Source organism: Hydrogenophaga sp. 70-12, from assembly GCF_001897365.1.
GTDB lineage: Bacteria > Pseudomonadota > Gammaproteobacteria > Burkholderiales > Burkholderiaceae_C > Hydrogenophaga > Hydrogenophaga borbori.
The window spans coordinates 1-25,736 of the sequence record NZ_MKSS01000018.1 but is presented as its reverse complement, the minus strand read 5'-3'; the positions used below and the strand labels follow the sequence as shown (position 1 = coordinate 25,736).

At 72.2% G+C, this 25,736-nt stretch carries 29 protein-coding genes; 9 read left to right on the top strand and 20 right to left on the bottom strand.

The window, feature by feature from the left end:
- From BGO22_RS01365 to BGO22_RS01285, 17 genes are all read right to left on the bottom strand, one after another.
- Positions 1–1,259, bottom strand: a 1,259-nt coding sequence (locus BGO22_RS01365) for a potassium transporter Kup (protein WP_286848446.1), incomplete at its 3' end; no start/stop codon positions are given.
- Positions 1,260–1,405: 146 nt separating this feature from the next.
- Positions 1,406–2,698, bottom strand: a complete 1,293-nt coding sequence (gene gshA / locus BGO22_RS01360) for a glutamate--cysteine ligase (protein WP_070400871.1) — start codon at positions 2,696–2,698, stop codon at positions 1,406–1,408.
- A gap of 124 nt (positions 2,699–2,822) precedes the next feature.
- Positions 2,823–3,209 (bottom strand): RidA family protein, encoded by a 387-nt coding sequence (locus BGO22_RS01355; RefSeq protein ID WP_070400872.1) that lies wholly within the window; start codon positions 3,207–3,209, stop codon positions 2,823–2,825.
- 2 nt (positions 3,210–3,211) lie between these two features.
- On the bottom strand, positions 3,212–3,574 hold the full coding sequence (locus BGO22_RS01350; protein ID WP_070400873.1) for a DUF1304 domain-containing protein: 363 nt from the start codon (positions 3,572–3,574) through the stop codon (positions 3,212–3,214).
- Positions 3,575–3,608: 34 nt separating this feature from the next.
- Complete coding sequence (locus BGO22_RS01345; protein ID WP_070400874.1) at positions 3,609–4,058, bottom strand: SAM-dependent methyltransferase; 450 nt, start codon at positions 4,056–4,058, stop codon at positions 3,609–3,611.
- Positions 4,055–4,531 carry an anthrone oxygenase family protein gene (locus BGO22_RS01340; RefSeq protein ID WP_286848443.1) on the bottom strand — a complete coding sequence of 159 codons (477 nt, stop codon included), beginning with the start codon at positions 4,529–4,531 and terminating at the stop codon, positions 4,055–4,057. Before BGO22_RS01340 ends, BGO22_RS01345 begins: the two co-directional genes overlap by 4 nt.
- 7 nt (positions 4,532–4,538) lie before the next feature.
- Complete coding sequence (locus BGO22_RS01335) at positions 4,539–4,988, bottom strand: SRPBCC family protein (protein WP_083293320.1); 450 nt, start codon at positions 4,986–4,988, stop codon at positions 4,539–4,541.
- Positions 4,989–5,080: 92 nt separating this feature from the next.
- Positions 5,081–5,470, bottom strand: coding sequence for a YciI family protein (locus tag BGO22_RS01330; protein ID WP_286848442.1), 390 nt, complete (start codon positions 5,468–5,470; stop codon positions 5,081–5,083).
- Positions 5,471–5,495: 25 nt separating this feature from the next.
- Positions 5,496–5,885 carry a DUF488 domain-containing protein gene (locus tag BGO22_RS01325; RefSeq protein ID WP_070400877.1) on the bottom strand — a complete coding sequence of 130 codons (390 nt, stop codon included), beginning with the start codon at positions 5,883–5,885 and terminating at the stop codon, positions 5,496–5,498.
- Positions 5,886–5,971: 86 nt separating this feature from the next.
- On the bottom strand, positions 5,972–7,252 hold the full coding sequence (locus BGO22_RS01320; protein WP_070400878.1) for a glutamate-5-semialdehyde dehydrogenase: 1,281 nt from the start codon (positions 7,250–7,252) through the stop codon (positions 5,972–5,974).
- A 56-nt stretch (positions 7,253–7,308) separates the two neighbouring features.
- Positions 7,309–7,914 (bottom strand): SAM-dependent methyltransferase, encoded by a 606-nt coding sequence (locus BGO22_RS01315; RefSeq protein WP_070400879.1) that lies wholly within the window; start codon positions 7,912–7,914, stop codon positions 7,309–7,311.
- Positions 7,915–7,960: 46 nt separating this feature from the next.
- Positions 7,961–8,926 carry a Bug family tripartite tricarboxylate transporter substrate binding protein gene (locus BGO22_RS01310; protein WP_286848437.1) on the bottom strand — a complete coding sequence of 322 codons (966 nt, stop codon included), beginning with the start codon at positions 8,924–8,926 and terminating at the stop codon, positions 7,961–7,963.
- A gap of 14 nt (positions 8,927–8,940) precedes the next feature.
- Positions 8,941–10,494 carry a sulfatase family protein gene (locus tag BGO22_RS01305; RefSeq protein WP_286848436.1) on the bottom strand — a complete coding sequence of 518 codons (1,554 nt, stop codon included), beginning with the start codon at positions 10,492–10,494 and terminating at the stop codon, positions 8,941–8,943.
- Positions 10,495–10,498: 4 nt separating this feature from the next.
- Entirely contained in the window at positions 10,499–11,548 is a 1,050-nt protein-coding gene (locus BGO22_RS01300; protein WP_083293321.1) for a porin, read from the bottom strand.
- 149 nt (positions 11,549–11,697) lie between these two features.
- A complete protein-coding gene (locus tag BGO22_RS01295) occupies positions 11,698–12,594 on the bottom strand; it encodes a LysR family transcriptional regulator (RefSeq protein ID WP_070400882.1) in 897 nt (298 codons plus the stop codon).
- Positions 12,595–12,633: 39 nt separating this feature from the next.
- Positions 12,634–13,107: a DUF3237 domain-containing protein gene (locus tag BGO22_RS01290; protein ID WP_419880042.1), complete on the bottom strand. Its 474-nt coding sequence runs from the start codon at positions 13,105–13,107 to the stop codon at positions 12,634–12,636.
- A gap of 4 nt (positions 13,108–13,111) precedes the next feature.
- A complete protein-coding gene (locus BGO22_RS01285; protein WP_286848432.1) occupies positions 13,112–14,104 on the bottom strand; it encodes a Bug family tripartite tricarboxylate transporter substrate binding protein in 993 nt (330 codons plus the stop codon).
- 94 nt (positions 14,105–14,198) lie between these two features.
- Between BGO22_RS01285 and BGO22_RS01280 the strand changes: the two genes are divergently transcribed.
- Complete coding sequence (locus BGO22_RS01280; protein ID WP_286848430.1) at positions 14,199–15,314, top strand: hypothetical protein; 1,116 nt, start codon at positions 14,199–14,201, stop codon at positions 15,312–15,314.
- A gap of 12 nt (positions 15,315–15,326) precedes the next feature.
- Here BGO22_RS01280 and BGO22_RS01275 read toward each other — a convergent pair whose 3' ends face one another.
- The gene (locus tag BGO22_RS01275) at positions 15,327–16,709 is read right to left on the bottom strand and encodes an FAD-containing oxidoreductase (protein WP_286848428.1); all 1,383 of its coding nucleotides are present in this window, start codon (positions 16,707–16,709) and stop codon (positions 15,327–15,329) included.
- Positions 16,710–16,915: 206 nt separating this feature from the next.
- On the opposite strand from BGO22_RS01275, the gene BGO22_RS01270 reads away from it, so the two are divergent.
- From BGO22_RS01270 to BGO22_RS01250, 5 genes are all read left to right on the top strand, one after another.
- The gene (locus BGO22_RS01270; protein WP_070400887.1) at positions 16,916–17,416 is read left to right on the top strand and encodes a MarR family winged helix-turn-helix transcriptional regulator; all 501 of its coding nucleotides are present in this window, start codon (positions 16,916–16,918) and stop codon (positions 17,414–17,416) included.
- Positions 17,413–18,846, top strand: a complete 1,434-nt coding sequence (locus BGO22_RS01265) for an efflux transporter outer membrane subunit (RefSeq protein WP_286848425.1) — start codon at positions 17,413–17,415, stop codon at positions 18,844–18,846. Before BGO22_RS01270 ends, BGO22_RS01265 begins: the two co-directional genes overlap by 4 nt.
- A 23-nt stretch (positions 18,847–18,869) precedes the next feature.
- A complete protein-coding gene (locus BGO22_RS01260) occupies positions 18,870–20,102 on the top strand; it encodes an HlyD family secretion protein (protein ID WP_204743626.1) in 1,233 nt (410 codons plus the stop codon).
- A 2-nt stretch (positions 20,103–20,104) separates the two neighbouring features.
- The gene (locus BGO22_RS01255; RefSeq protein WP_286848422.1) at positions 20,105–21,718 is read left to right on the top strand and encodes a DHA2 family efflux MFS transporter permease subunit; all 1,614 of its coding nucleotides are present in this window, start codon (positions 20,105–20,107) and stop codon (positions 21,716–21,718) included.
- A 114-nt stretch (positions 21,719–21,832) separates the two neighbouring features.
- Positions 21,833–22,345 (top strand): OsmC family protein, encoded by a 513-nt coding sequence (locus tag BGO22_RS01250; RefSeq protein WP_070400890.1) that lies wholly within the window; start codon positions 21,833–21,835, stop codon positions 22,343–22,345.
- A 10-nt stretch (positions 22,346–22,355) separates the two neighbouring features.
- Here BGO22_RS01250 and BGO22_RS01245 read toward each other — a convergent pair whose 3' ends face one another.
- A complete protein-coding gene (locus BGO22_RS01245; protein WP_070400891.1) occupies positions 22,356–22,616 on the bottom strand; it encodes a DUF2789 domain-containing protein in 261 nt (86 codons plus the stop codon).
- A 173-nt stretch (positions 22,617–22,789) separates the two neighbouring features.
- Between BGO22_RS01245 and BGO22_RS01240 the strand changes: the two genes are divergently transcribed.
- Complete coding sequence (locus tag BGO22_RS01240) at positions 22,790–23,671, top strand: alpha/beta fold hydrolase (RefSeq protein ID WP_286848419.1); 882 nt, start codon at positions 22,790–22,792, stop codon at positions 23,669–23,671.
- 15 nt (positions 23,672–23,686) lie between these two features.
- Here BGO22_RS01240 and BGO22_RS01235 read toward each other — a convergent pair whose 3' ends face one another.
- Positions 23,687–24,724, bottom strand: coding sequence for an AraC family transcriptional regulator (locus tag BGO22_RS01235; protein ID WP_286848418.1), 1,038 nt, complete (start codon positions 24,722–24,724; stop codon positions 23,687–23,689).
- Positions 24,725–24,852: 128 nt separating this feature from the next.
- On the opposite strand from BGO22_RS01235, the gene BGO22_RS01230 reads away from it, so the two are divergent.
- Both BGO22_RS01230 and BGO22_RS01225 read left to right on the top strand, forming a co-directional pair.
- Positions 24,853–25,164 (top strand): cupin, encoded by a 312-nt coding sequence (locus BGO22_RS01230; protein WP_204743628.1) that lies wholly within the window; start codon positions 24,853–24,855, stop codon positions 25,162–25,164.
- 37 nt (positions 25,165–25,201) lie between these two features.
- The gene (locus BGO22_RS01225; RefSeq protein ID WP_070400894.1) at positions 25,202–25,702 is read left to right on the top strand and encodes a TspO/MBR family protein; all 501 of its coding nucleotides are present in this window, start codon (positions 25,202–25,204) and stop codon (positions 25,700–25,702) included.
- The last annotated feature ends 34 nt before the right edge of the window (positions 25,703–25,736 follow it).

Genomic DNA, 25,736 nt, shown 5'->3' with positions numbered 1-25,736 from the left:
AGCTTGAGCATGTTCGAGCTGAAGAAGGCCAGGTCGATGACGAAGAACAGGCCCGTGGCGCCCACGCACAGCCACAGCGGGTATTTCCAGCCGTAGCGGATGACGAAGAAGGTGAGCGTGGTGGTGATGAGCATGTCCAGGGTGACCGCGATGCCGTAGGCCGAGGCCAGGTTGCTGGAGGACTTGAACATCACCACCGCCAGCACGATGGCGGTGAACAGCGCCCAGTTGACGAAGGGGATATAGATCTGCCCCGTGTCGCGCACGCTGGTGTGGCGCAGGTTCAGGCGCGGCAGGTAGCCGAGCTGGATGGCCTGCTTGGTCACGCTGAAGGCCCCCGAGATCAGCGCCTGCGAGGCGATCACCGTGGCCGCCGTGGCCAACACCACCAGCGGCAGCAGCGCCCAGGTGGGCGCCATGCGGAAGAAGGGGTTGCTCACCGCGCTCGGGTCGGCCAGCAGCAGCGCGCCCTGGCCGAAGTAGTTCAGGGTGAGGCAGGGCATGACCACCGCGAACCAGGCCAGACGGATCGGCTTCTTGCCGAAATGGCCGAGGTCGGCGTACAGCGCCTCGGCGCCGGTGACGGCCAGCACCACCGCGCCCAGGATGATGAAGCTGATGCCCGGCTGCTGCCACAGGAAACGCAGCGCGTGGTGCGGGCTGAGCGCGCCCAGGATTTCGGGGTGGTGCACGATGTGCGAGACGCCCAGCGCGGCCACCGCGAGGAACCACAACAGCGTGATCGGCCCGAAGTAGCGGCCGATGCCGCCCGTGCCGCGCTTCTGCACCGCGAACAGCACCAGCAGCACCAGCAGGGTCAGCGGGATCACGTAGTGCTGCAGCGCGGGCGAAATCACCGTCAGGCCTTCGACCGCCGAGAGCACCGAGATCGCCGGCGTGATGACGCCGTCGCCATAGAACAGCGAGGTGCCGAAGATGCCGATCACCATCAGCGAGCGGCGCAGCGCCGGCTTGTCTTTCACCGCATTGGCGGCCAGCGCGAGCATGGCGATGAGGCCGCCTTCGCCCGCGTTGTCGGCGCGCAGCACCAGCACCACGTACTTGAGCGAGACGATGGTCGTCAGCGTCCAGAAGATGATGGACAACACGCCATAGACGTTGCCGTGCGTGAAGGGGACGTGGCCGGACCCGAAGATCTCTTTCACGGCGTACAGCACGCTGGTGCCGATGTCGCCGTACACCACACCGATGGCGCCCAGCGTGAGGGCGGCCAGCGAGGACGGAGCGCGGGAATTCAAGCGAGAAGCCCCACCGGGTTGCCGCGGGGCGTGAACTCAGAAGAGGCGGATTCTGCGCCCGCCAGACGCGGGGCACCACCGGCTGGGGCGCCTAAAGCCATGGTCTGCGTGGATTTTGTTGCACCGCAACAACCCCGACCGGCCTGTCAGTCGAGGTTTTCGGCCTCGGGGTCGGTGGCTTCCAGCTCGTAGCTCGCCGCCAGCATGGCCAGGCGGCCGATGACGCCGTACATGTAGAAGCGGTTGGGCACGCTGGCGCCGGGCTTCACGCCGGGCTGCGGCAGCTGGGCGCTCTGCTCGAAAGCCAGGGGCACGAAGCTGGAGCCCGGGGCGTTCAGGTTCTCGTCCTCGCCGCGGTCGGCGTGGATGCGGTAGAAGCCGCCGACCACGTAGCGGTCCATCATGTAGACCACGGGCTCGGCCACGGCGCTGTTGATGCGCTCGTGCGTGAGCACGCCCTCCTGGATGATCACCTCGCTGACCGCCTGGCCCGCCTGCACCGTCGCCATGCGCGCCTTGGTCTTGGGCGAGAGCTTGTCGATGTCCTTGGCGTCGCGCACCGTCATGATGCCCATGCCGCCCGTGCCGTTGTCGGCCTTGATCACCACGAACGGCTTCTCGTTGATGCCGTATTCCTTGTACTTGCGGCGCACCTTGGTGAGCAGCGCGTCGGTGTTGCTGCGCAGGCATTCCAGGCCCGCGTCGGCCTCGAAATCCACCTGACCGCATTGCGCGAACAGGGGGTTGATGAGCCAGGGGTCCATGCCCAGCAGCTTGCCGAAGCGCTTGGACACTTCCTCGTAGGCCTTGAAGTGCAGGCTCTTGCGCCGCGTGCCCCAGCCCGCGTGCAGCGGCGGCAGCAGGTATTGCTCGTGCAGCTCTTCCAGGATGCCGGGCACACCCGCGCTCAGGTCGTTGTTGAGCAGGATGGTGCAGGGATCGAAGTTCTTCAGGCCCAGGCGGCGCTTGCCGCGCTGCAGGGGCTCCAGCGTGACGTGGCCGCCGTCGGGCAGGTCGATGCGCGTGGGCTCGGTGATCTCGTTCGACAGCGAGCCCAGGCGTACGTTGAGCCCGGCCATGTAGAAGATCTTCTGCAGCGTGGCCAGGTTGCTCAGGTAGAAGCTGTCGCGCTGGTTCTCGGGCACCAGCAGCAGGTTCTTGGCCTCGGGGCAGATCTTCTCGATGGCGGCCATGGCGGCCTGCACGGCCAGCGGAATCATCTCGGGCGTGAGGTGGTTCCAGCCGGCGGGAAAGAGGTTGGTGTCCACCGGGGCGAGCTTGAAGCCCGCGTTGCGCACGTCGACCGAGCAGTAGAACGGTGGCGTGTGCTCCATCCATTCCAGCCGGAACCAGCGCTCGATCACCGGCGTGGATTCGAGGATGCGCTGCTCGAGTTCGTTGATCGGGCCGGTGAGGGCGGTGACGAGGTGGGGGACCATGGCGGGGCGGGGGAACCGGGCGGGAGGGCCAGTGTAAATGGGGACGGTGACGGGCATTCCAAGCGCCCGCCGGCGCCCCCGCGCCCGGCTGGCGGCTCGGTGGCCCGCCGGCGCCCGAGGGGCCTCAGCCCGACGACCGGAGCGCGGTCACCTCGATCTCGATGCGCATGCGCGGGTCGGCCAGGCCGGCCGAGATCATCATGGCCGCCGGCCGCACCTCGCCAAAGAAGCGGCGCAGCACCGGCCAGGTTTTCGGGAATTCGCTGCCGTCGGGCAGCACATAGGTCACCCGCACCACGTCGCGCAGGCCGGCGCCGGCCTGCTGCAGCGCGGCCTCGATGTTGCGCAGGCATTGCTCGGTCTGCGCCTCGATGCCGGGCGCGATGTCCATGGTGGTGTAGTCGAAACCGGTGGTGCCGGAAACGAAGACCCAGTCGCCCTGGACCACGGCGCGCGAGTAGCCGATCTCCTGTTCGAAGGTGGAGCCCGATGAGATGAGGGTGCGTGGCATGGTCAACGGCCCAGAAGCAGCAGCACCAGGCCGAGCGTGGCCGGTACCGCCTGGATGAACAGGATGCGCTTGCTGGCCGTGGCCGCGCCGTAGAGGCCGGCCACCAGCACGCACAGCAGGAAGAAGACCTTGACCGCAAAACCCTCGGGGCCCAGCGCCAGGCCCCAGAACAGGCCCGCCGCCAGGAAGCCGTTGTAGAGGCCCTGGTTGGCCGCCAGCGTCTTGGTCTGGGCCGCGAACTCGGGCGTGAGATTGAACGCCTTCATGCCCTTGGGCTTGTCCCACAGGAACATCTCGAGCACGAGGATGTAGACGTGCAGCAGGGCCACGAGCAGCACGACGGCGTTGGCGAGGGTGGCAAGCATGGGCGGGGTCTCCGGGAAATCGGACCGGGCGATGCTAACGCGGGCGGGCCTCGCGGCCGCCGAGCGCCAGTTCGCGCAGCGGGTCGCCGCCGTCGATGAACAGCCGCCCGCCGTCCACCAGCGCCGCGCGCAGCCGCTCGATCGCGCGCCGGCCGGCCTCGGGGTGGCGCCCATCGAGGGCGCCCACGCGAACGGCAAAGGCGATGTCGTAGCGCGCTTCGCCGGGCGCGAGCGCGAAGTCCTCCACCGCCACCTCGCGAAACGCCAGGCGCCCCGAGGCCAGCGCCTCGCGCGAGCCCGCGAGGGCCTGCGCGATGGCCTTGGCCGAGCGGTCGATGCCCAGCACGTGCCCCGAGGGCCCCAGGCGCTCGGCCACCGCGCGCGCCGCCACGCCCGGGCCGCAGCCGATCTCCAGCACCCGCAGGCCCGGGCGCAGCGGCAGCGCGTCGACGATCGCGGCGAGCCGCGGCGAGAGCGCGCTCATGCCTTCAACGCCAGGCCCAGCGCCAGCAGCGCCAGCGACACGGCGCCGAGCGCGCTGCGCACGTGGTTCCAGCGCAGCCAGTCGCGCACGTAGCGCGGCCACAGCACCGGCGCCTCGCGCAGGTCGGTGCGCGCCAGGCGGTCGTTGAGCGGCACGTTGCAGGCCATGGTCACGCCCAGCGGGCCGATCAGGTAGGCCAGCGCGCCCGCGCACCAGGCGATCGCCCCGGCGCCGCCCTGCCACAGCGCGCCGATCAGCAGCAGCAGGCACAGCACGGCCGTGCCCAGGAAGGGCAGCAGGAACAGCGGGCGGATGATCAGCCGGTTGATGCTCTGCATGGTGCTCATGCCGGCCTCGGCCGGCTGTTCGAGCAGGGCGCGCATGGTCACCAGGGAGAAGGCGTAGAGCAGGCCGGTGACCAGGCCCCCGCCCACGATGGCGGCGATGGCGATCCCCTGCAGCAGCGTGGCCATGGGACGCTCAGGCGCGCGCGGGCGCTTCGCACAAGGCCTTGAGGCGGGCCAGGGCCTTGGGCCAGCTCTCGTCCATCATGGCCGCGTACTCGGGGGGCACATCCTGCTCGATGTCCAGCCGCGTGCCACCGGCCTCCGGCGCGAAGCGGTAGTTCTCGTAGGCGGGCGGCCCCTCGTGGGGCACGGCCGGCTGGCCCGGCGACACCATGCCCAGGTGGCGGATCGACAGGAACACGTGGCGCTGGTTCTGCGCGATCTGCGCTTCCATGCCCTCGCCCGAGGGCGAGAGGAAACGGATGCGCGCGCCCTGCTCCCAGCTGCCCTCGTAGTAGGAGCCCTCCATGAAGGCCGAGGTCCAGTCGCGGTAACCGTCGTCGGCGAGCATGGTGGCCCAGACCCGTTCGACGGGGGCGTGGATGTGCGTGCGGTAGTTCAGGCGTTGCAGTGGGGTGCTCATGGACAGGTCCTTTCGGGGGCTGGGGAAACCCAAACGACGGCCGACACCCCCGGTTGTCGACACGCCCCGGGTAAACCCCGACGCCGCGGGGCTCAGCGCGCCGCCGCGGCCCGCCCGCTGGGCGTTTCGTTGCCGTCGCGGAACGCGCTCGCGCGCTCGGCCTCCAGCGGTCGGATCTCGAAGCTCAGCCCGGAGGCCAGGCAGGGGTTGCGCGAGGCGATGCGCGCGGCCTCGTCCAGGCTGCCGGCGGTGATGAACCAGTAGCCGCCGATGATCTCCTTGGCCTCGGTGAAGGGCCCGTCGAGCACGCGCTCGCGCGTCACCAGCCGGCAGCCCGTGCCCAGGCGGCTGCCGGCCCGCAGCACGCCGGCCGCGGCCTGTTCGCCGAACCAGGCGTAGAAGGCGTCGATGGCGCCCTGGATCTGTTCGGGGGACCGGTCGGCGTCCCATTGGCCTCGGGACAGCAGCAGGAATTCGCTCATGGGCGGTGTCTCCAGAAGAACGGGTTCAGTGGGCCAGGTCCGCGCCGGCCGCGGCCAGCAGCTCGCGCAGCACGGAGCGGTGGCAGTGCGACTCGTGCTCGCAGTAGCAGCCCACCGAGAAGTCGCTGCCGTGCGACATCGCCGCCAGCAGCGCGATCGCATGGGCATTCTCGGGTGTGGCCATCTCGGCGCGGTAACGGCGTGTGAACGCGGCCCACTCGGCCGGCGTCTTGGCCTGCTGGGCCTGCTTCATGGTCTGCAGGCTGGGCGCGAGGTTGGGGAACCAGACGTCGTACCAGTCCTGGCGCGCGAACTCGCTCTTGGGCACGCCGCGCGGCGGACGCCGCACCGTGCCGATGCGCAGGCCTTCGTTGTTCGCTCGCGGGCTGCCGAGCCGCACCACCCTGATCGCCATGGCTGTCTCCGGTTCCATCGACCGGCGACAGCGTAGCCGGTTCAGGCCCGGGCGCGCAAACCGCGCCGAGCCTGGGGGGGTGGCGCTCAGCCACGCACCTCACCCTCGCCCAGCACCACGTACTTGAGCGAGGTCAGGCCTTCCACGCCCACCGGGCCGCGCGCGTGGAACTTGTCGGTGCTGATGCCGATTTCGGCGCCCAGGCCGTACTCGAAGCCGTCGGCGAAGCGGGTGCTGGCGTTCACCATCACGCTGGCCGAATCGACCTCGCGCAGGAAACGCTGGGCGTGTCCGTGGTCGGTGGTGAGGATGGCGTCGGTGTGGTGGCTGCTGTAGCGGTTGATGTGGGCGATGGCCTCGTCCACGCCGTCCACCAGCTTGATGCTGATAACGGGCGCGAGGTACTCCTCGAACCAGTCCTGCTCGCTGGCGTCCACCAGGGTCGCGCCGGCCACGCCGGCCAGCAGGGCCTTGCTCTCGGGGCAGGCGCGCATCTCCACGCCCTTGGCCGCGAAGACGGCACCGATCTTCGGCAGGAAGTCCTTCGCCACGCCGCGCGCCACCAGCAGGCTTTCGGTGGCGTTGCAGGGGCTGTACTTCTGCGTCTTGGCGTTGTCGGTGACCTTCACCGCGAGCGCGATGTCGCAGGGGTCGTCCACATAGGTGTGGCAGTTGCCGTCCAGGTGCTTGATGACGGGCACCTTGGCCTCGGCGCTGATGCGCTCGATCAGGCCCTTGCCGCCGCGCGGGATGATCACATCCACGTACTGCGGCATGGCGATGAGCTGGCCCACGGCCGCCCGGTCGGTGGTGGGCACGAGCTGCACCGCGTCGGCCGGCAGGCCGGCGTCGATCAGCGCGCGCTGCACCAGGGCGGCCAGGGCGCGGTTGGAGTCGATGGCCTCGGAGCCGCCGCGCAGGATGGCGGCGTTGCCGCTCTTGATGGCGAGCGAGGCGGCCTCGATCGTCACGTTGGGGCGGCTCTCGTAGATCATGCCGAAGACGCCAATGGGCACGCGCATCTGGCCCACGCGGATGCCGCTGGGCATCTGCCGCATGCCCATCAGCTCGCCGATGATGTCGGGCATGGCGGCGAGCTGCTCGCAGCCCTGGGCGGCGGTCTCGATCACCTTGGGCGTGAGCTTCAGGCGGTCGACCATGGGCTCGGCCAGGCCGTTGGCGCGGGCGCGCTCCAGGTCCTTGGCGTTCTCCAGCGCCAGTGGTTCACCGGCCTCGCGCAGCAGGGCGGCCAGGCGGCGCAGCGCCTGGGCCTTGGCCGCGACGCTGGCCTTGGCCATGAGCCGCGACGCCGCCAGGGCCTGCTGGCCCAGGGTGTGCATGAGTTCGGTGGTGTTGCTGGCGTTCATGGGTCGGGATTTTCGCACCGGGGGCCGACAAGCGCCCGGGCGCCCGCGCCATGCACCTAGGCCGCCAGGGGCCGGCGCGCGATCAGGGTGAGGAAGCGCTTGGTGGTGCCGCCGGGCGCCTCGAAGCTGTCGATGGCCTCGTGCAGCCGTTCCCAGCCAGCGAAACGCTCCCGCACGCGGCCGGGCTCGAACAGGCAGTGGCCCTCGGGCCCGAACATGCCCAGGAAGGTGGTCCCCTCGATCAGCACATTGAGCGACAGCACGCCGCCGGGCTCGGTGGCCGCCTGCAGCGCCGCCAGCTGGCGCCAGGCGCTGGCGCAGTCGAAGAACATCAGGAGGCCGATGCAGACCACGGTGTCGTAGCGGCCCTCGGGCGTGCGATCGCGCAGGTCGGCCTCGGTGGCGCGCAGCGGCAGCGACTCGCGCGCCGCCACCGCGCGCAGGTGGGCGATGGCGGAGGCGCTCGCGTCCAGCGCCTCGACCGTGCAGCCCCGGCGCGCCGCCTCCAGGGCCAGGTGGCCCAGGCCGCAGCCGAAGTCGAGCGTCCGCCCGCGCAGGTGCGGCAGGGTCGCGCGCTCGAAGGGGTTGAGGGCGTGCTCGCCCTCGGCGATCTGCCGCTGGAACTGGCGGTCGAAAAAATCGACGCTGTGCGGGGGGGTCATGGGCCCGAGTCTGCCTCGGCGGGGCGCGGCCCGTGGCCCGCCCCCCTCAATCCTGGGTGATCTTCTCGTCCACCACCACCTGGCGCCAGCGCTTCGACTCGCTGGCCACGAAGGCGCCGAAGGCGGCACCTTCGGCGCCACCGGGCTCCGCGCCCGAGGTCTCGATGCGCGAGGCCACGTTCGGGTCGGCCAGGGCCGCGACCAGGGCGCGCTCCAGCCGCGCCACGATGGGCGCGGGCGTGCCGGCGGGCGCGGCCACGCCGGTCCAGCCGCGCAGATCGATGCCGGGGTAGCCTTCCTCGGCCAGCGTGGGCAGACCGGGGAAAGCCTTCTTGCGCTGCGGCGCGGCAATGGCCAGCGCCACCACCCGGCCGGCGTTCAGGCCCTGCTGCGCCGCGGCCGAGCCGGAGAGCACCACGTCCACCGTGCCGCCCGTCAGGTCGGTGACGGCCGCGGCGATGGTGCGGTACGGCACGTGCCGCAGCTCGATGCCGGCGGCCCGCTGCAGCAGCGCCATGCCCAGGTGCGACGGGGTGCCCGCGCCCGCGCTGCCCAGCGTGAGTTGCCCGGGCTGGCGCCTGGCCAGGGCCACCAGCTCGGCCAGGGTCTTCACGCCCAGGCCCTGGCGCGCCAGCAGGACGGGCGACTCGGTGGTCAGCTGGGTCACGGCCACGAAGTCGCGCTGCAGGTCGAAGGGCGTCTTCGCGCGCAGGGCCGGCGTGACCGCCGACTGCAGGTTGATGAGGCCGACGGTGTAGCCGTCCGGCGCGGCCTTGGCGAGGGCCTCGACGCCGATGATCCCTTGGCCGCCGGGGCGGTTGTCCACCACGATGGCCTGGCCGAGCTGGCGGGCGAGCACGTCCTGCAGGGCGCGGATGGCCACGTCGGCGGGCGAGCCCGGGCCGCCGGGCACGATGACGCGGACCGGGCGCGAAGGCCAATCGCTGGCCCAGGCGGACGGGATGCGGGCCAGGCCCAGGGCCGAGGCGGCGATGAAATGGCGGCGTTGCATGGTGGCTGTCTCCTTCAGGCCGCGTAGCGCGCTGGTGGACTGCTGTCCACCGCGGCGAGCATCTTGCGCAGCAGTTGTTGCATCAGTTGGGATTGGGTGTCGCGGTGCCCGGGCGCGTCCCAGAGGTTGTGGGTCTCGCCGGGGTCCTGCTGGTGGTCGTACAGCTCGCCCCAGGACTCGCCCTGGTAGACGCTGAGGCGGTGGCGCTCGGTCAGCAGGCTGCGCACGCAGGCCGGGCGCTGGAAGCCCTGGCGCGTGCGGCTGTCCTGGTACTCGATCAGCAGCGCGTCCCACCCGCGGCCCTGGCCGTCGAGGCAGCCGAGCAGGGAGCGGCCCTGCAGCCCGCCGTAGGCCTCGACGCCGGCGCGCGCCAGCACGCTGGGCGCGATGTCGATGGTGGAGGCGAGCGCCTGGCTGACCGCCGGCGCGGGCTGGCGCGGATCGCACCAGATGAAGGGCACGCGCGTGATGCCGCGCGAGGCCAGCGCGCCCTTGAGCATCAGGTTGAAGTCGCCCAGGTAGTCGCCGTGGTCCGAGGTGAAGACGATCACCGTCTCCTCGCGCTGGCCACTGTCGTCGAGCGCGCGCACGATGTCGCCGACCGCGTCGTCGATCATGGCGATCATGCCGGCGCTCAGCGCCATGGCCTCGCGGATCTCGCGCTCGGTGGCGAAGAAGGCGTCGTGCGGGCCCTGGCGCTGGCGGCTGCCGTCCAGAAAACGCTCGCGGCACCAGCCGATCGGCGGCGGCGGGTTGTGGTGCGCCTCGTAGGGCAAACGCAGCGTGAAGTCCGCCGGGTCGTACAGCCCCCAATAGCGGCCGGGCGGCGTGAAGGGGTGGTGTGGGTCGGGGAAGGACACGAAGGCGAAGAAGGGCTGTTCCTGCCCGCGCGTGCCGCGCAGGAAGTCGACCGCGCGGTCGCGGATGTAGCTCGTCGGGTAGAAGGCCTCAGGGATCGCGGTGCGGTGGGCCTGCGGGCACACGTAGCCGTGCGGCAGCTGGCTCGCGCGATCGCGCAGCCGATCGGCCTGCGGCAGGTGGCGGCGCAGCCACTGCAGGTAGTGGCCGCCCGCCTGGTCGCCATGGAAGGTCACCAGGTCCACTTCGTCGTAGCCGTAGTACGGCGTGTGCAACGGGTGGCGGTCCAGGCCCGCGTAGTGGCCCGGCTGTTCCTGCGTGTAGTCGCCGCCGTCGTCTTTCCAGGCGTCGACGGCGGGCGCCGCCGCGCCGCCTTCGGCCGGCCGGTCCGTCATGGGCTGCACATGGCTCTTGCCGATGCTGGCCGTGCGGTAGCCGGCGCGCCGGAGCTGCTCGACGAAGGTCGTGGCGCGCACCGACAGCGCCGCGCCGTTGACGCGCAGCCCGTGCGCCGATGGGTAACGCCCCGTGAGCAGCGAGGCGCGGTTGGGCATGCACACCGGGCTGGCGGCGTGGAAGCGCTCGAAGCGCGTGCCGCGCGCGGCCAGCGCGTCGATGTGCGGCGTGCGCAGCACCGGGTGGCCGTAGCAGCCCAGGTGGTCGGCGCGGTGCTGGTCGGTGACGATGACCAGGAAGTTGGGTCGGCGCATGGGCTCAGAAGTTGTGGCGGATGCCCAGCGCCAGGGCGCGCACGTCGTCGCCGCTGCCGGCGGTGACCGGGGCCAGCGCCAGCGTGTTCGCGGCCGTGCCCTGGTTGTTCAGGCGCAGCAGACGGCCGTACAGCGTGGTGCGCTTGCTCAGCCGGTAGTCGTAGCCCACCGCCATGGCCTGGGCGTCGTTCGGGCTGTTGCGCAGGTCGCGGCGGTTGAGCTCGGCCATCCAGCGGTGCGGGCCCAGGTCGTAGGCGGCGCCGAGCACGGTGTGCGCCGCGCGGCGCGCGCCGGGGGCGGTGCTGTCCGACACCAGGTAGGCGGCCGACAGGGTGAGGCCGCCGATCGCGTAGCTGCCGTTCAGGCCCTGGGTCTGGTTGTGGAACGGCGTGGCGGCGGCGCTGCCGCTGTCCAGGCGCTGGGCCGCGTAGCCGATGAAGTAGCGCTCGCCGCGGTAGCTGGCGCCGAAGGCCAGGATGCCGCCCAGGCCGGCGGCGCCTTCGTCCGGCGCCACCGCCACGTCCACGCGCAGCCCCTTGGCCCGCGGACCGCCGCCGTAGCGGTAGCGCAGCAGGTTGGACTGGCGCATCGCCAGGCCCACCGTGCGCGCGGCCGCGGGCTGGCTGTCCACGCTGCCCGCGAGCTGCACCGGGGCCCAGTTCGCGTTCATGCCGAATGGCACGGTGGCCAGCAGGTTGAAAAAGAGCGGCGTGTACTGGCGCCCGGCCTCGACGGTGCCCCACGGACCCTGCAGGCCCACGAAGGACTGGCGGCCAAAACCGCCACCCAGGGGGATGGTGCCGTTGTCCATGGTGAGGCCCATTTCCAGAACGAAGTGGGCCGACAGCCCACCGCCCAGGTCCTCCTTGCCGCGAAAGCCCAGCCGCGAGACAGCGTTGCCGCCTTCGTTCACCACGGTGCGCGAGTCGCTGCCGCGGATGCTGCCGACGTACAGGTCGGCGATGCCGTAGAGGCCGACGTCCTGGGCCAGGGCGCTCAGGCCCGGGGCGGCCAGGAGGCCCAGCGTCAGGGCCTGGCGGATGGGGTGCTTCACAGTGTCTCCTCTGGGTGATCGGGAGGTCGCACTGTGTCAGCGTGGTGTCCGCGCGCCCAATACTTTGTCATGAGGCCGCCATTGCGTTGCGCAATGGATCGACCCGGGACCCGACCACCAAAGGACTCCTTGCTACCCGAACGAGAGCATCAAGAGCGCTTGACGGCCTCGGACAACAGGCGCGCGAGCAGGGACTCGCCCACCAGCATGGCCTCGGACCAGCCGGCCTCGGGCGCCATGGCGATGCGCACATGCCGCTCCAGCCCACCCTCGGCGATGGGCAGCGCGATCAGCCCCGGGCGCTGCACGGCGCGGCGCGCGGCGAAGGTCGAGAGAATGGTCGCGCCCACGCCCTGCTCGCACAGCTCCAGCATCGACGACAGGTCCTCGATGCCGCCGAGGATGCGCAGGGACAGGCCCAGGCGCTCGGACGCGTCCATCACCAGGCGGTGCGCCGGCTGCATGGGCGACAGCAGCAGCTCGACCGCCAGCGCGTCCTGGAGCCGCGGCCGCCGCGGCAGCGCGCGCAGCCGCTCGCGCGAGCCCACGAGGGCCAAGCGCTCCGAAAAGGCCGTGCCACGCGCCCCCTCGACGGCCGTGGCCGACACCAGCGTGGCCATGTCCAGTTCGCCCTTGTGCAGCAGGCGCTCCAGTTCGGCCGAGTAGCCCACGCGAATCTGCGGCTGCACGCCCGGCATCGCTTCGCGGATGGCCCCGAACAGCCGCGCGCTGAGCAGCGGCGAGAGGCTGCGCAGCAGGCCGATGCTGAGCACGCCCTCCACCACGCCGGCCTTCTCGCGCGTGGCCGCGGCCGCGTAGTCGATCTGCCGCAGGATGCGCTTGGCGCGCTCGTACAGCTCGGTGCCGGCCGGCGTGAGCGCGGTGCCCACGCGGCCGCGCACCACCAGCTTCACGCCCAGCCCCCGCTCCAGGTCGCCCAGGCGCTGGCTCAGCGCGGGCTGCACGATGTGCAGGCGCCGCGAGGCTTCGGTCAGGCTACCGGCCTCGGCGATGCCGACGAAGTACTTGAGCTGGCGGATGTCCATCGGCGGTCCTTGGTCCGGCGCGGCGCGCCGCGCCTGAGCCTAGCGCAGCGCGAAGCAGGCGATGTCCACGCGGTCCGGGTGGCGCACGCCGCTGCCGACGAAGAGGCGCTCGTTGATCCAGCCCAGCGCGGCCGACGAGGTCTCGAACGCGGGCACGCAGCGGAAGTACACCAGCGAGGGATCGACCGGCTCGCCACGCACCAGGCTCGCGGTCACCGCCGGTGGCGCCACGCGAATCGCCTGGTTGCTGACGTAGATGAGGTCGCCGCCGTCGGTCTCGAGCACGTAGCGCGCGTCCAGCCGCGCCAGCGAGGGCGTCACGATGGCCTGGAAATCGGCCCCGCCCGGCAGCACGCGCCCCGTCCAGCCGTCGCCGCGCACCGTTCCGCCCGTGATGGGAATGACGCGCCGGTTGCCGGCCGGCGTGGGACCGATCTCGTGCACCGGCCCCACCTGCACGCTGAGCTGCGCAAAAAAGTCGAGCCCCGGGGCGGCCGGCGCGGCGGTGTCCACGCGCTCAGTCATTCGCCTTGAACCCCGTGGCCTTGACCACCTGCGCCCAGCGCGCGGTTTCCGTGGCGATGGTCTTCTCGAACGCCGCGCCGCTCTCGGCCGGCACGTCGAAGCCCTGGGCTTCGAGCTTGCCCTTGTAGCCGGCGTCGGCCTGCGCCTTCACCGCCGCCGCCATGATCGCGTCGGTCACCGCCGGCGGCGTGCCGGCGGGCGCCATCAGGCCGAACCACACCGTGGTATTCAGGTCGCCATGGCCCAGCTCCGCGAGCGTGGGCACCTGCGGCAGGAAACGCGAGCGCTGGGCGGAGGTGACCGCCAGGGCCTTGAGCTTGCCGCTCTGCACGTGCGGCAGGGCGCTCTGCAGCTGCGTGAAGCCCAGCGGCACCTGGCCGCCCAGCAGATCGGTGATCTGCGGCGCCGAGCCCTTGTAGGGGATGTGGACCATGGGCACCTTGAGGCGCTCGCTGAACTGGAAGCCCAGGAAGTGCGAGGGCGTGCCCGGGCTGAACGAGGCGTAGGCGGCCTTGTCCGCGTGGGCCTTGAGCCAGGGGCCCAGATCGGCCAGCCGGTCCACCGGCACCGAGGGGTGCACGACCAGCACCAGCGGGCTCTCCACGCCCTTGGCGATGGGCTTGAAGTCCGATTGCTTCCACGGCAGCGCCGGGTAGGCCGAGGGGTTGATGGTGAACATGGCCTGCGTGCTGATCCACAGCGTGTGCCCGTCGGGCGCGGCTTTGCGCACCTGCTCGGCGCTGAGGTTGCCGTTGGCGCCGGCGCGGTTCTCGACCACGAAGGTGCCGCCGGTCTGGCGCGCCAGCTGCTCGCCGAGCGTGCGGGCATAGACGTCCACCGCGCCACCCGCCGGCGTGCCCACCACCAGCGTCACCGGGCGGGTGGGCCAGGTCTGCGCGGCCAGGGGCATGGCGCCGCCGAGGGCCAGCAGCGGCATCAGCCACTGGCCGAGTCGGCGCAGCGCGGTGGTTGGGCGGGGGGTCATGGCGGGTCTCCGGTGAATTGAGGGGAACCGCGCAATCTAGGCTTGTCAGAATGATTGACAAAGCGAATCGTTCCTGGGGAATCCCCTAGCTGCCATGACCACCACACCAGCCTTGCTGCACGGACTGCCGCCGTTCGACCAGCCCCTCAACGCCGCCGGCACCTTCACGCCCGTGGGCGTGTCGCGGGCCTCGCCCGCGGTGGCCGAGGCCACGGCCTGGGCCTTGCAGCGCTTTCTGGTCATCGACGAATGGCAGGACCTGGCCTCGCGCGAACTCGCCGCGTTCAGCGGCGCGGCGGCGGGCACGGTGGTGCACTGCGCGGCGGCGGGCATCACGCTGTGCGTGGCGGCGGCCATGGCGGGCACGGACCCGCGGCGCATCGCGCAGCTGCCCGACAGCGAAGGCCTGCGCCGCGCGGTGGTGGTGCCCGCGCCGCACCTGATCGACTACGGCCACCCGCTGGCCACCGACATCCGCCTGGCCGGCGGCACGGTGCGCGCCTGCGGCCAGCCCGAACGCTGCACCGCCGACGACTGGCTGCCCGCGCTGGCGGCGCCCGAGGTGGGCTGCCTGCTGCTGGTGTCCTCGCGCCTCACGCGCGACCCGGCGTTCGACTTCGCCGCCGCGACCGAGGCCGCGCGCGCGGCCCGCGTGCCTGTGGTCATCGACGGTGCCGCGCAGGACCTGCGCGTGCGCGAGCTGGTGGCGCTGCAGCCGGCCGCCGTGGTGCTGAGCGCGCAGAAGTACCTGGCCGCGCCAACGGCGGGCCTGGTGGTCGGCGAGGCCGGTTTCATCGAGGCGGTGCGCGCGCAGCAGAAGGGCATCGGCCGCGCCATGAAGCCGAGCAAGGAGGCCTTGGTGGGCGTGCTCGCGGCCTTGCACGAGCGGCGCGCGCTGGACCTGGGCGCCTGGTCGCGCCAGCAGGAAGCCAAGGTGCGCCAGGCCGTGGACGCCCTGGGCGGCCTGCCCGGCGTGCAGGCCATGCGAATGCCCGACCCGCTGGGCGCGCCCGTCCCGCGCGTGCGGCTGCGCTTCGCGGGCGGCGCCGAAGCGGCGCGCGCCGCCGCGCAGGCGCTGCGGCGGCAGGACCCGCCGGTCTGGGTGATGGAACACGGCGTGGCCGAGGGCGTGCTCACCCTGGAACTGATCGCCCTGCGCGCGGACGAGGTGGACGCCCTGACCGGGGCGCTGCGCCGCTGCCTGGCCTGAGGCCCCGGGCGCTCAGTCCTTCACCGGCTCCAGCGCCTGCAGCAGCGTCGGCAGCAACTCCGACACCGTCGGGTGGATCGGCATCGAGCGGATGAGGCCGTCCACCGGCTGCTTCAGGCTCATCAGGTCCAGCAGGCCGTGCACGGCCTCGTCGCAGCGGTAGCCCAGCAGGCTCGCGCCCAGCAGCTGGCGGGTCTGCGCGTCCACCACCGCCTTCATCAGGCCCTGTGTTTCGCCGGCCTCGCGCGCGCGGCCCACGCGGTGCATGGGCAGGGTGGCCCGCAGCAGCGGCCGCCCGCTCTCGCGCGCCTTCGCCTCGGCCAGGCCCACGCGGCCCAGCGGAGGGTCGGTGTAGAGCGCGTAGGCCTCGATGCGGTCCGACAGCCGGCGCGGGTCCTGATCGAACAGGTTGGCCACCACCACCTCGTGGTCGTTCCAGGCGGTGTGCGTGAAGGCGCCGCGGCCGTTGCATTCGCCCACCGCCCACACGCCCTCGGCGCTGGTGCGGCATTGCTCGTCCACGCGGATGTAACCGCGCGGGTCCACCTCGATGCCGGCCGCGCCGAGGTTCAGTCCCTCGGTGTTGGGCTGGCGCCCCACGGCCAGCAGCACATGGCTGCCCACCAGGCGCGGCGGCCGGCGCTCGCAGCGCGCGCCCACCGCGATGCCGCTCTGGCGCGGCGCCAGCGCGATGCACTCCGCGCCCAGCTCGAAGCGCACGCCCTCGCGCTCCAGGATCTCCCGGATCGCCTGGGCCACGTCCTCGTCCTCGCGCGGCAGCAGGCGCGCGGACTTCTCCACCACCGTCACCCGGGCACCGAAGCGGCGCATCACCTGCGCGAACTCCAGGCCGATGTAGCTGCCGCCGATGATCACCAGGTGCCGGGGCAGCGTGTCCAGCCGCAGGATCGATTGGTTGTCCAGCGTGGGCACGCGGTCGATGCCGTCCAGCGGCGGGCGCGCGGCGCGCGCGCCGACGTTGAGGAAGATGCGCGGCGCCCGCAGCTCGCGCTCGCCCACGCGCAGGCGGCCGGGCGCGACGAAGCGGGCCTCGCCCAGGATCACCTCGACCTTGTCCAGGCCCCGCATCCACTGCTCCACGCCCTCGCGCGACTGGGCCACCACCGCTTCCTTGCGCGCCATCACGCGCGCGAAGTCCACCCGCAACCGGCCGGTGGCGAAGCCGAATTCCTCACCGCGCCGCGCCAGGTGGATGGCGCGCGCACTGGCCACCAGCGTCTTGGTGGGGATGCAGCCGTGGTTCACGCAGGTGCCGCCGAATTCGGCGCGCTCGATGACGGCGGTGCGCAGGCCTTCGCGGTGGCAGCGCGCGGCGATGGCCGGACCGGCCTGGCCGGCGCCGACGACGATGGCATCGAAGGTGTCGATGGGCATGGGCGTCTCCTGTGGCGGTGTTGAGGGCCTCCCCGGGTGGCGTGGCGGCCGGCAAGGCGCGTGCCGGCCGCGCGCCAGCCACTAAGTAGCCGAGAAAGCCCCTGTCCGCAAGGCCGGCATTGCCGCCCCCCGGCCGGAAAACCCCTGTTTGCAGTGATTTAATGCCTGGTCAATAACTGCCTAGGCAGTTAAATTCCTGCCCAACCATGAAACACCCACCCCCCTCCCCGGCCGGCGACACGGCCTTCTACCACCCCGACACCCTGCGCCCGGACGACTCCGTGGGCCGGCTGATGCGCCAGATCCTCGTCGCCAGCGCGAACGAGGTGGAGCGCGAACTCGCCCCCCTGGGCCTGACCGAGGCCCAGTGGATGCCGCTGTTCAAGCTGCACATGGCCATGGCCAGCACCTCGTCCGAGCTGGCGCGCGAATGCCGCATCGACACCGGCGCCACCACGCGCATGATCGACCGGCTCGAAGAGAAGGGCTTCATCCAGCGCGAGCGCTCGGCCGCCGACCGCCGCGTGGTGAAGCTGGAGCTCACGCCCGAAGGACGCGCCACCGCCGGACACATCCCCAGCGCGCTGTGCAAGGTGCAGAACGAGCTGCTGGCCGGCTTCACGCGCGAGGAGTTCGACACGCTGAAGTCGCTGCTGCGGCGCATGCTGGCCAACGCACAAACGCTGGCCACGAAGGAGCGCGCATGAACCGTTCCTTCAAGAGCCGCTGGCTGCTCGCGCCCCTGGCCGCCGCCGCGCTCGTGGGCTGCGCCAGCATGCAAGGCACCACGCCGTCCAGCGCGCAGCTGCGCGACGCCGCCTCGCTGGGCCTGAGCGAATCGCGCGCCGCCGCCGAGGTGGCGCCGGTGGAGCCCCAGTGGTGGCGCGCGCTCGGCGATCCGCAGCTCGACCGCCTGGTGGAGCAGGCCCTGCAGGGCAACCCGAACCTGCGCGTGGCGCAGGCGCGCGTGGCCCGGGCCATGGCCGCCGTCGACGGCGTCGACGCCACCAGCGGCCCGCAGCTCAACGGCCAGTTCGACGCCACGCACCAGCGCTTCACCGCCAAGGGCATGGTGCCCCCACCCCTGGCCGGCAGCGTCGAGGACACGGCCACGCTGCAGCTCAACGGCTCCTGGGAAATCGATTTCTTCGGCAAGCACCGCGCCGCGCTCGACGCCGCCCTGGGCACGGCCCAGGCCGCGCAGGCCGAAGCCGCCGCCGCGCGCACGCTGCTGGCCACCAACGTGGTGCGCGGCTACGTGCAGCTGGCGCGCCTGCAGGACCAGCACGAACTGGCGCAGCGCGCGCTCGCGCAGCGAGAGGGCATGCTGGCCCTGGTCAATCAGCGCGTCTCGGCCGGGCTGGACGGCGTGCTCGAACAGCGCCAGAGCGAGGGCGCCGTGCCCGAGGCGCGCCAGCAGATCGAGGCCATCGGCGAGCAGATGCAGCTCACGCGCCACGCGCTGGCGGCGCTGAGCGGCCAGCCCACGCAGGACCCGGCGCCCCAGGCGCCGCGCCTGGCCGGCCTGCGCCCGCTGCCCGAGCCCCAGGCCATCCCCACCGACCTGCTCGGCCGGCGCCCCGACGTGGCCGCCGCGCGCTGGCGCGTGCAGGCCTCGCGCGGCGAGGTGGACAACGCGCGCGCCCAGTTCTATCCCAACATCAACCTGGTGGCCTATGTCGGCCTGTCCAGCATCGGGCTCGACCAGCTCTTCAGCGGCGGCGCCCGGCAGTGGGGCATCGGACCGGCCGTGCGCCTGCCGATCTTCGATGGCGGGCGCCTGCGCGCCAACCTGAGCGGCAAGAACGCCGAGCTCGACACCGCCATCGAGAGCTACAACGCCGCCGTCATCGAGGCCGTGCACGAGGTGGCCGACCAGCTCGCCTCCGCGCGCTCGGTGGCCCAGCAGCGCGCCCAGCAGCAGCAGGCCCTGCAATCGGCCGAATCGGCCTATTCCATCGCCGAGCAGCGCTACCGCGCGGGCCTGTCCAACCACCTGCAGCTGCTGTCCGCCGAAACCGCCGTGCTGGCCCAGCGCCGCCTCGACGTCGACCTGCGCACGCGCGCCCTGCAGGCCCAGGTGAACCTGGCCCAGGCCCTGGGCGGCGGCTGGCGCGCGTCCACCGAACAACCCTGAAGCCCAACACCCCCTCCTTCACCATGAGCACGAACACCGCAACGGCCCCGAACGCCCCCGCCGGCAACCCGCGCCGCAAGAAAGCCCTGCTCGCCATCGCCACCGTGGTGGTGCTGGGCGGCCTGGCCGCCGGCGCCTACGAATGGCTGATCGCCAGCCACTACGAAACCACCGACAACGCCTACGTGCAGGGCGACGTGGTGCAGATCACGCCGCAGATCGGCGGCACCGTGCAGGCCATCCTGGCCGACGAGACCGACTTCGTGAAAGCGGGCCAGCCCCTGGTGAAACTCGACCCGGCCGACGCCACGCTGGCGCTCGAACAGGCCGAGGCGCAGCTCGCGCAGACCGTGCGCCAGGTGCGCAAGCTCTACGCCGACAACGGCGCCTTCGACGCCCAGGTGGCGGCACGCCAGGCCGACGTGGCCAAGGCCCGCAACGAGGTGGCGCGCGCGGGCGATGACCTCAACCGCCGCCAGTCGCTGGCCGGCAACGGCGCCGTCTCCAAGGAAGAGCTGCAGCACGCCGAGGCCCAGCTCGCGGCCGCGCGCAGCGTGCAGTCGGCCGCCGAGGCCGCGCTGGCCGCCGCGCGCGAACAGCTCGCCAGCAACCGCGCCATGACCGAGGGCACCTCGGTCGAGCGGCACCCGCAGGTGCAGACCGCCGCCGCCAAGGTGCGCGAGGCCTGGCTCGCCACGCAGCGCCTGACGCTGCCCGCGCCGGTGGACGGCTACGTCGCCAAGCGCACCGTGCAGCTCGGCCAGCGCGTGGCCGCCGGCACGCCGCTGATGGCCGTGGTGCCGCTGCAGCAGGTGTGGGTGGACGCGAACTTCAAGGAGGTGCAGCTGCGCCACATCCGCCTGGGCCAGCCCGTCGAGCTCACCGCCGACGTCTACGGCAAGGACGTGCGCTACACCGGCCAGGTGGTCGGTCTGGGCGTGGGCACCGGCTCCACCTTCGCCCTGCTGCCGGCGCAGAACGCCACCGGCAACTGGATCAAGGTGGTGCAGCGCGTGCCGGTGCGCATCGCGCTCGACCCCGGCCAGCTCGACCAGCACCCGCTGCGCGTGGGCCTGTCGATGGAAGCGACGGTGAACGTGCGCCAGCAGGACGGCAAGACCCTGGCCAGCGCGCCCACCGCCGCGCACGCCGCCACCCAGGCCTTCGAGCACACCGGCGCCGACGCCGACGCGCTGGTGCGGCGCATCATCCAGGCCAACCTCGGCGCCTCCACCCTCGCCCAGCGCGCGCTCTGACCATGGCCGACACCGCCGCCGCGCCCGGCGCGGCCCCCGCGAAGCCGGGCACGCCGCCCGCGGGCGCGCACCCGCCGCTCGAAGGCAGCGCGCGCCTGTGGGGCACGCTCGCCATCTCGGCGGCCACGTTCATGAACGTGCTCGACACGTCCATCGCCAACGTCTCGCTGCCCGCCATCGCTGGCGACCTGGGCGTCAGCCCCAACCAGGGCACCTGGGTCATCACCAGCTTCGCGGTGGCCAACGCCATCGCCGTGCCGCTCACCGGCTGGCTCACGCAGCGCCTGGGGCAGGTGCGGCTGTTCGTGACCAGCGTGCTGCTGTTCGTGCTGGCCTCGCTGCTGTGCGGCCTGGCACCCAACATGCCCACGCTGATCGCCTTTCGCGTGCTGCAGGGCTTCGTGGCCGGCCCCATGATCCCGCTGTCGCAGGCGCTGCTGCTGCAGAGCTACCCGCGCGAACAGGCCGGCCGCGCCATGGCCGCCTGGGCCATGACCACGCTGGTGGCGCCGGTGATGGGCCCGCTGCTGGGCGGCTGGATCACCGACAACATCGCCTGGCCCTGGATCTTCTACATCAACGTGCCGGTGGGCCTGCTGGCGGCCTTCTTCATCTGGCGCGTCTACCACCGCCGCGAAAGCGCGGTGCGCAAGCTGCCCATCGACCGCATCGGCCTGGCGCTGCTGGTGGTGTGGATCGCCGCCCTGCAGATGGTGCTGGACCTGGGCAAGGAGCACGACTGGTTCGCCTCGCCGCTGATCGTGGGCCTGGCGCTCACGGCGGTCGTCGGCTTCGCCTTCTTCATCGCCTGGGAGCTGACCGACGAGCACCCGGTGGTGGACCTGAAGCTGTTCAAGGGCCGCAACTTCTGGGCCGGCACCATGGCCGTCTCGGTGGCCTACGGGCTGTTCTTCGGCAACGTGGTGCTGCTGCCGCTGTGGCTGCAGCAGTTCATGGGCTACACCGCCACCGACGCCGGCATGGTGACCGCGCCGGTGGGACTGCTGGCCATCGTGCTCTCGCCCTTCGTGGGCCGCACCATCGCGAAGGTGGACGCGCGCCGCTACGTCACCTTCTCCTTCGGCGTGTTCGCCCTGGTGATGCTGATGCGCTCGCACTTCTCCACGCAGGCGGACTTCACCACCATCCTCATCCCCACCATCGTGCAGGGCGTGGCGGTGGCCTTCTTCTTCATTCCGCTGAACACGCTCACGCTCTCGGGCCTCACACCCGACCGCATCCCGGCGGCGGCGGGCCTGTCCAACTTCGTGCGCATCACCTTCGGCGCGGTGGGCACTTCGGTGGCCACCACGGTGTGGGAGAGCCGCGCCGCCCTGCACCACGCGCACCTGGCCGAGGCCATCAACCACGGCAGCCCGGCCGCGCAGGCGGCGCTGGCCGGCCTGGCCAACGGCGGCATGACGCAGCCGCAGGCCCTGGCCGCCATCGACCGGATGCTGCAGCAACAGGCCTTCACCATGGCCGCCAACGACATCTTCTGGCTGTCGTCCATGCTGTTCCTGGCGCTGATCCCGCTGGTGTGGCTGACGCGCGTGCCCCGGCGCGACGGCGCGCCCTCGGCGGCCGCGGCGGAAGCGGCGGCGGGCGCGCACTGAGCGCAGGCCAGGCGCCGGCGAGCGGGCTTGGCTCGCCCGCCGCTGGCTGCCATCATCCGCACCGGCTCTCCCCGCACGTTCCCCAACCGGCCCCGCGCCGCCAGGAGTGGACCCATGAGCGCAGCACACATCCGCCAATCCGTGGAACAGCTCGCGAAGCACTTCGCGGAGCGGCCGCAGGACGCGTTGTCCCAGGACAAACCGGCCGTGGCCACCCTCGAATCGGGCCTGCGCTGCAAGGCCGTGGGCCCCAAGGGGGAAACGCTGATCACCGACATGCCGGCGCCCATCGGCGGCGGCGGCAGCGCGCCCACGCCGGGCTGGTACCTGCGCGCCGCGCTGGCCAATTGCGACGCCACCATGATCGCCCTGCGCGCGGCCCAGCTCGGCATCGAGCTGAGCCAGCTGGAAGTGACCGTGGGCAGCCGCTCGGACAACCGCGGCCTGCTCGGCGCCGAGGGCGTGGCGGCCGGGCCGCTGGACGTGGTGCTCAGCGTGCGCATCGCCGCCCCGGGCGTGCCCGAGCCCACGCTGCGCGAGCTGGTGCACTGGGCCGAGGCCCACTCGCCGGTGGGCGATGCGCTGCGGCGCGCCCTGAACGTGAAGGCCGATATCCAGGTGGGCTGAGCGGCGCGCCTCAGCCGCGCTCGGCCCGGCGCCGGACCGCGTCCTCGTGCAGCGCTTCGTTCAACTGGTCCACCACCAGGGCCCAGGGGGCGTCGGCCTTGATCTGTTCGCTCAGGAACTGGCGCTGGGCCTCGTTCCAGTACGGGGCGTCGCACAGGGCCACGTCCGCCGCCAGCTGGTGGGCCTGGATGAAGCCCGCGATCTCCCGCTCGCCGGCATCGAGCCCCAGCTGCAGGAACAGGTTGGTCATACGGGGGGTGGTCTCGTCCATCGGCAATCTCCTGAGCGCTTGAATGGGGGGATTGTCGGACACCGCCGGGCCCCGGCCGTGTAGGCCAAGGCCGCGCCTTGTCGCCTCGCGTCAAGAGGCTGGCGCCCGAGGTCATCGCCGGCCAGGCCGCCGCGCCGCACACTGGGGCCCTCCAGACACACACCGAGATCGACATGCTTTCCCGCATCAACCTGGCCACGGCGCTGGACGCCCCGGCGGCGAGCGCCGCCACCCCGCTGCCCACCCGCTTTCTCGACACCGAAGGCGGGCGCCTGGCCTACGACGACACAGGTGGCGCGGGCCCCGTGGTGGTCTGCGTGCCCGGCATGGGCGACCTGCGCGGCGAATACCGCGCGCTGCGCCCCGCCCTGGTGGCGGCCGGCTGGCGCGTGCTCACCCTGGACGTGCGCGGCTTCGGCGATTCCTCCGCCTCGTGGTCCGAGCTGTCGGCCCGCGCCGTCGGCCGCGACGTGGTGCGGCTCATCGAGCACCTGCGCAGCGGGCCCGCCATCGTGCTGGGCAACTCCTTCGCGGCCGGCGCCGCACTGTGGGCCGCGCGCCAGGCACCGCAAGGGGTGGACGGCGTGGTGCTGCTCGGCCCCATCGTGCGCGATGCGCCGCCGAATCCGCTGATGCGGGCCGTGCTGCGCCTCGGCTTCGCCGGCCCCTGGCGCCTGGCCTTCTGGATGGCCTACTGGAACAGCCTGTTTCCGCTGCGCCGCCCGCCGGACCATGCCGAGGCCAGGGAGGCCCTGCGCCGCAACCTGCGCGAACCCGGCCGCATGGACGCGCTGCGCACCATGGTGGGCCTGTCCAAGGCCGACACCGAGGCCATGCTGCCCGACAGCCGCGTGCCGGCCCTGGTGGTGATGGGCACGCGCGACCCCGACTTCGCGGACGCCACGGCCGAGGCGCGCTGGCTGGCGCAGGGCATCGGCGCCGAGCTGATGCTCGTCGAGGGCGCGGGACACTACCCGCACCTGGAATGTCCCGGCCAGGTCGCCCCGCGCGTGCTGGACTTCTTGCGGGAGCGCCTGGCCGCGCGCGCCCGTTGAGCCATGCGAACGCCCTCAGTGCCGCCGCGGGCTTTCCCGCCGGGCCGCCGCCGGCGTCCTACCGGTCCAGCGCTTGAACGCCCGGTGGAACGGGCTGGGCTCGGCATAGCCCAGCAGGTAGGCCACCTCGCCCAGCGCCAGGCGGCGGTCGGCCAGGTAGCGCAAGGCAAGTTCATGCCGGACCCGGTCCACCAGTTCGGAAAACCGCGTGCCCTGCGCCTCGAGTTGCCGCTGCAGGCCGCGCTCGCTGGTGTGCAGGGCGCGGGCGATCTCGCCCAGGCTGGGCGGCCCGTTGGCGATGCGTTCGCCGATCAGCTGGCCCACCTGCGCCACCACGCCGCCGTCGATACCGCCGGGCGCGCGCTCGGCCAGCAGGCGATCGGCGTGCGCCGTGACGATGCGCGAGAGGCCCGGGTCTGCGTTGGGCAGCGGCCGGCGCAGCAGGGCGGCGTCGAAGACCAGCTTCGACACCGGTGCGCCGAACCGGGGCGTCACGCCGAACGCCTGCACGTAGGGCCGCGCATCGATCGGCGCCGCGTGCGCCACCTCCACCGCCAGCGCGGTCACGCGCTGGCCGAGCATTTGCGAGGCCACGACCGGCAGCGAGGCCAGGGTGAAGTCACTGGCCTGCCAGCCCGGCGCCTGGCCCGGCGCGGCAAAGCCGTGCTCCACCGCCACGCGCGTGCCCTCGTCGATCACACGAAAGCTCGCCAGGTCATGCACCAGGCGGTTGTAGCGCGCCAGGCGCTGCAGGGCGCTCAGCAGGTCCGGGGCGGTGCGTACGGCGTAGTCGAGCGCGTCGAAGGCGCCAGGGCGGATGCGCGTGGCCGCCCACAGACCGAAGCCGGCATCGCCCGCCAGTTCGGCCGCCGTGTCCCACAGCGCGTTTTCCTGTGCGAGCGCCATGCGCGCGTCCGCCTCGTCCAGCACCGCCGGATCGAAGCCCGTGCGCGCCAGCAGCACAGGCAGCTCCACCCCGCGCGCCTGCGCGGCGTCCAGAATGAACCCGCCGATGCGGGCCAGAACGGTGGGCGGGTGCGGTGGCGTGGGCATGGACCTCGCAGTGTCGGCCAATTTCCCCCATCCCCCCGGCGGGGCCGTCGGGCAAGTCGCCCCCTGTCTGTTCCCGGCCGACAAGCTCCGCCAGAATCCGCCCTGGCGCCTGAAGGAGTCAAGCCACCATGAAGATCGTCCGCGCAAAGGAGTACCGCGCCGAACGCGCCTGGGGCGCGCTCGACATTGCCTGCATGAACGGCATCACCACCCGCCTGCACTGGACGGACCAGCCCTACCGCTGGCACGTCAACGACGGGCAGGAGGTCTTCGCCGTGCTCGATGGCGTGGTGGAAATGCACTACCGCGCCGGCGGAGTCGAATCCATGGTGGTGCTGGAGACCGGCGACGTGTTCTTCGCCGACGTGGGCTGCGAGCACGTGGCGCATCCGCGCGGCGCCGCGCGCATCCTGGTGGTGGAACACGCCGGCTCGGTGTGAGCCCCCACAGCCGGCACACCGATTGCCCCCCATCCCCATGAACACCACCTCCCCGGACACCGGTTCCCGCCTGCCCAGCCTGGCCTTCTGGCTGCTGCTCACCCTGGCGGCGGGCGGCGTCGGCGCCATCGCCTCGGCCAGCGCGCCGGCCTTCTACCTCAGCCTGGACCGCCCCGCCTGGGCGCCACCGCCCTGGCTGTTCGGTCCGGTCTGGACGCTGCTCTACGTCTTGATGGGCCTGTCGGCCTGGCTGGTGTGGCGCGCACGCCGCCTCGACGCGGGCGCCACGCCCTATGTGCTGTTTTTCGCCCAGCTCGCCGCCAACGCGGCGTGGACCTGGCTCTTCTTCGCCTGGCGGCAAGGCCAGTGGGCCTTCATCGAGATCTTGCTCCTCGTCGCGCTCATCGTCGCCACCATGGCGGTTTTCGCGCGCATCCGGCCGCTGGCGGCCGTGCTGCTGGCGCCCTACCTGGCCTGGGTCTGTTTCGCCACCGCGCTCAGCTTCTCGGTCTGGCAGCGCAACCCGGGCCTGCTGTAGCGCGCGCGGCGCCGCGCTCAGCGCAGCGGAATCG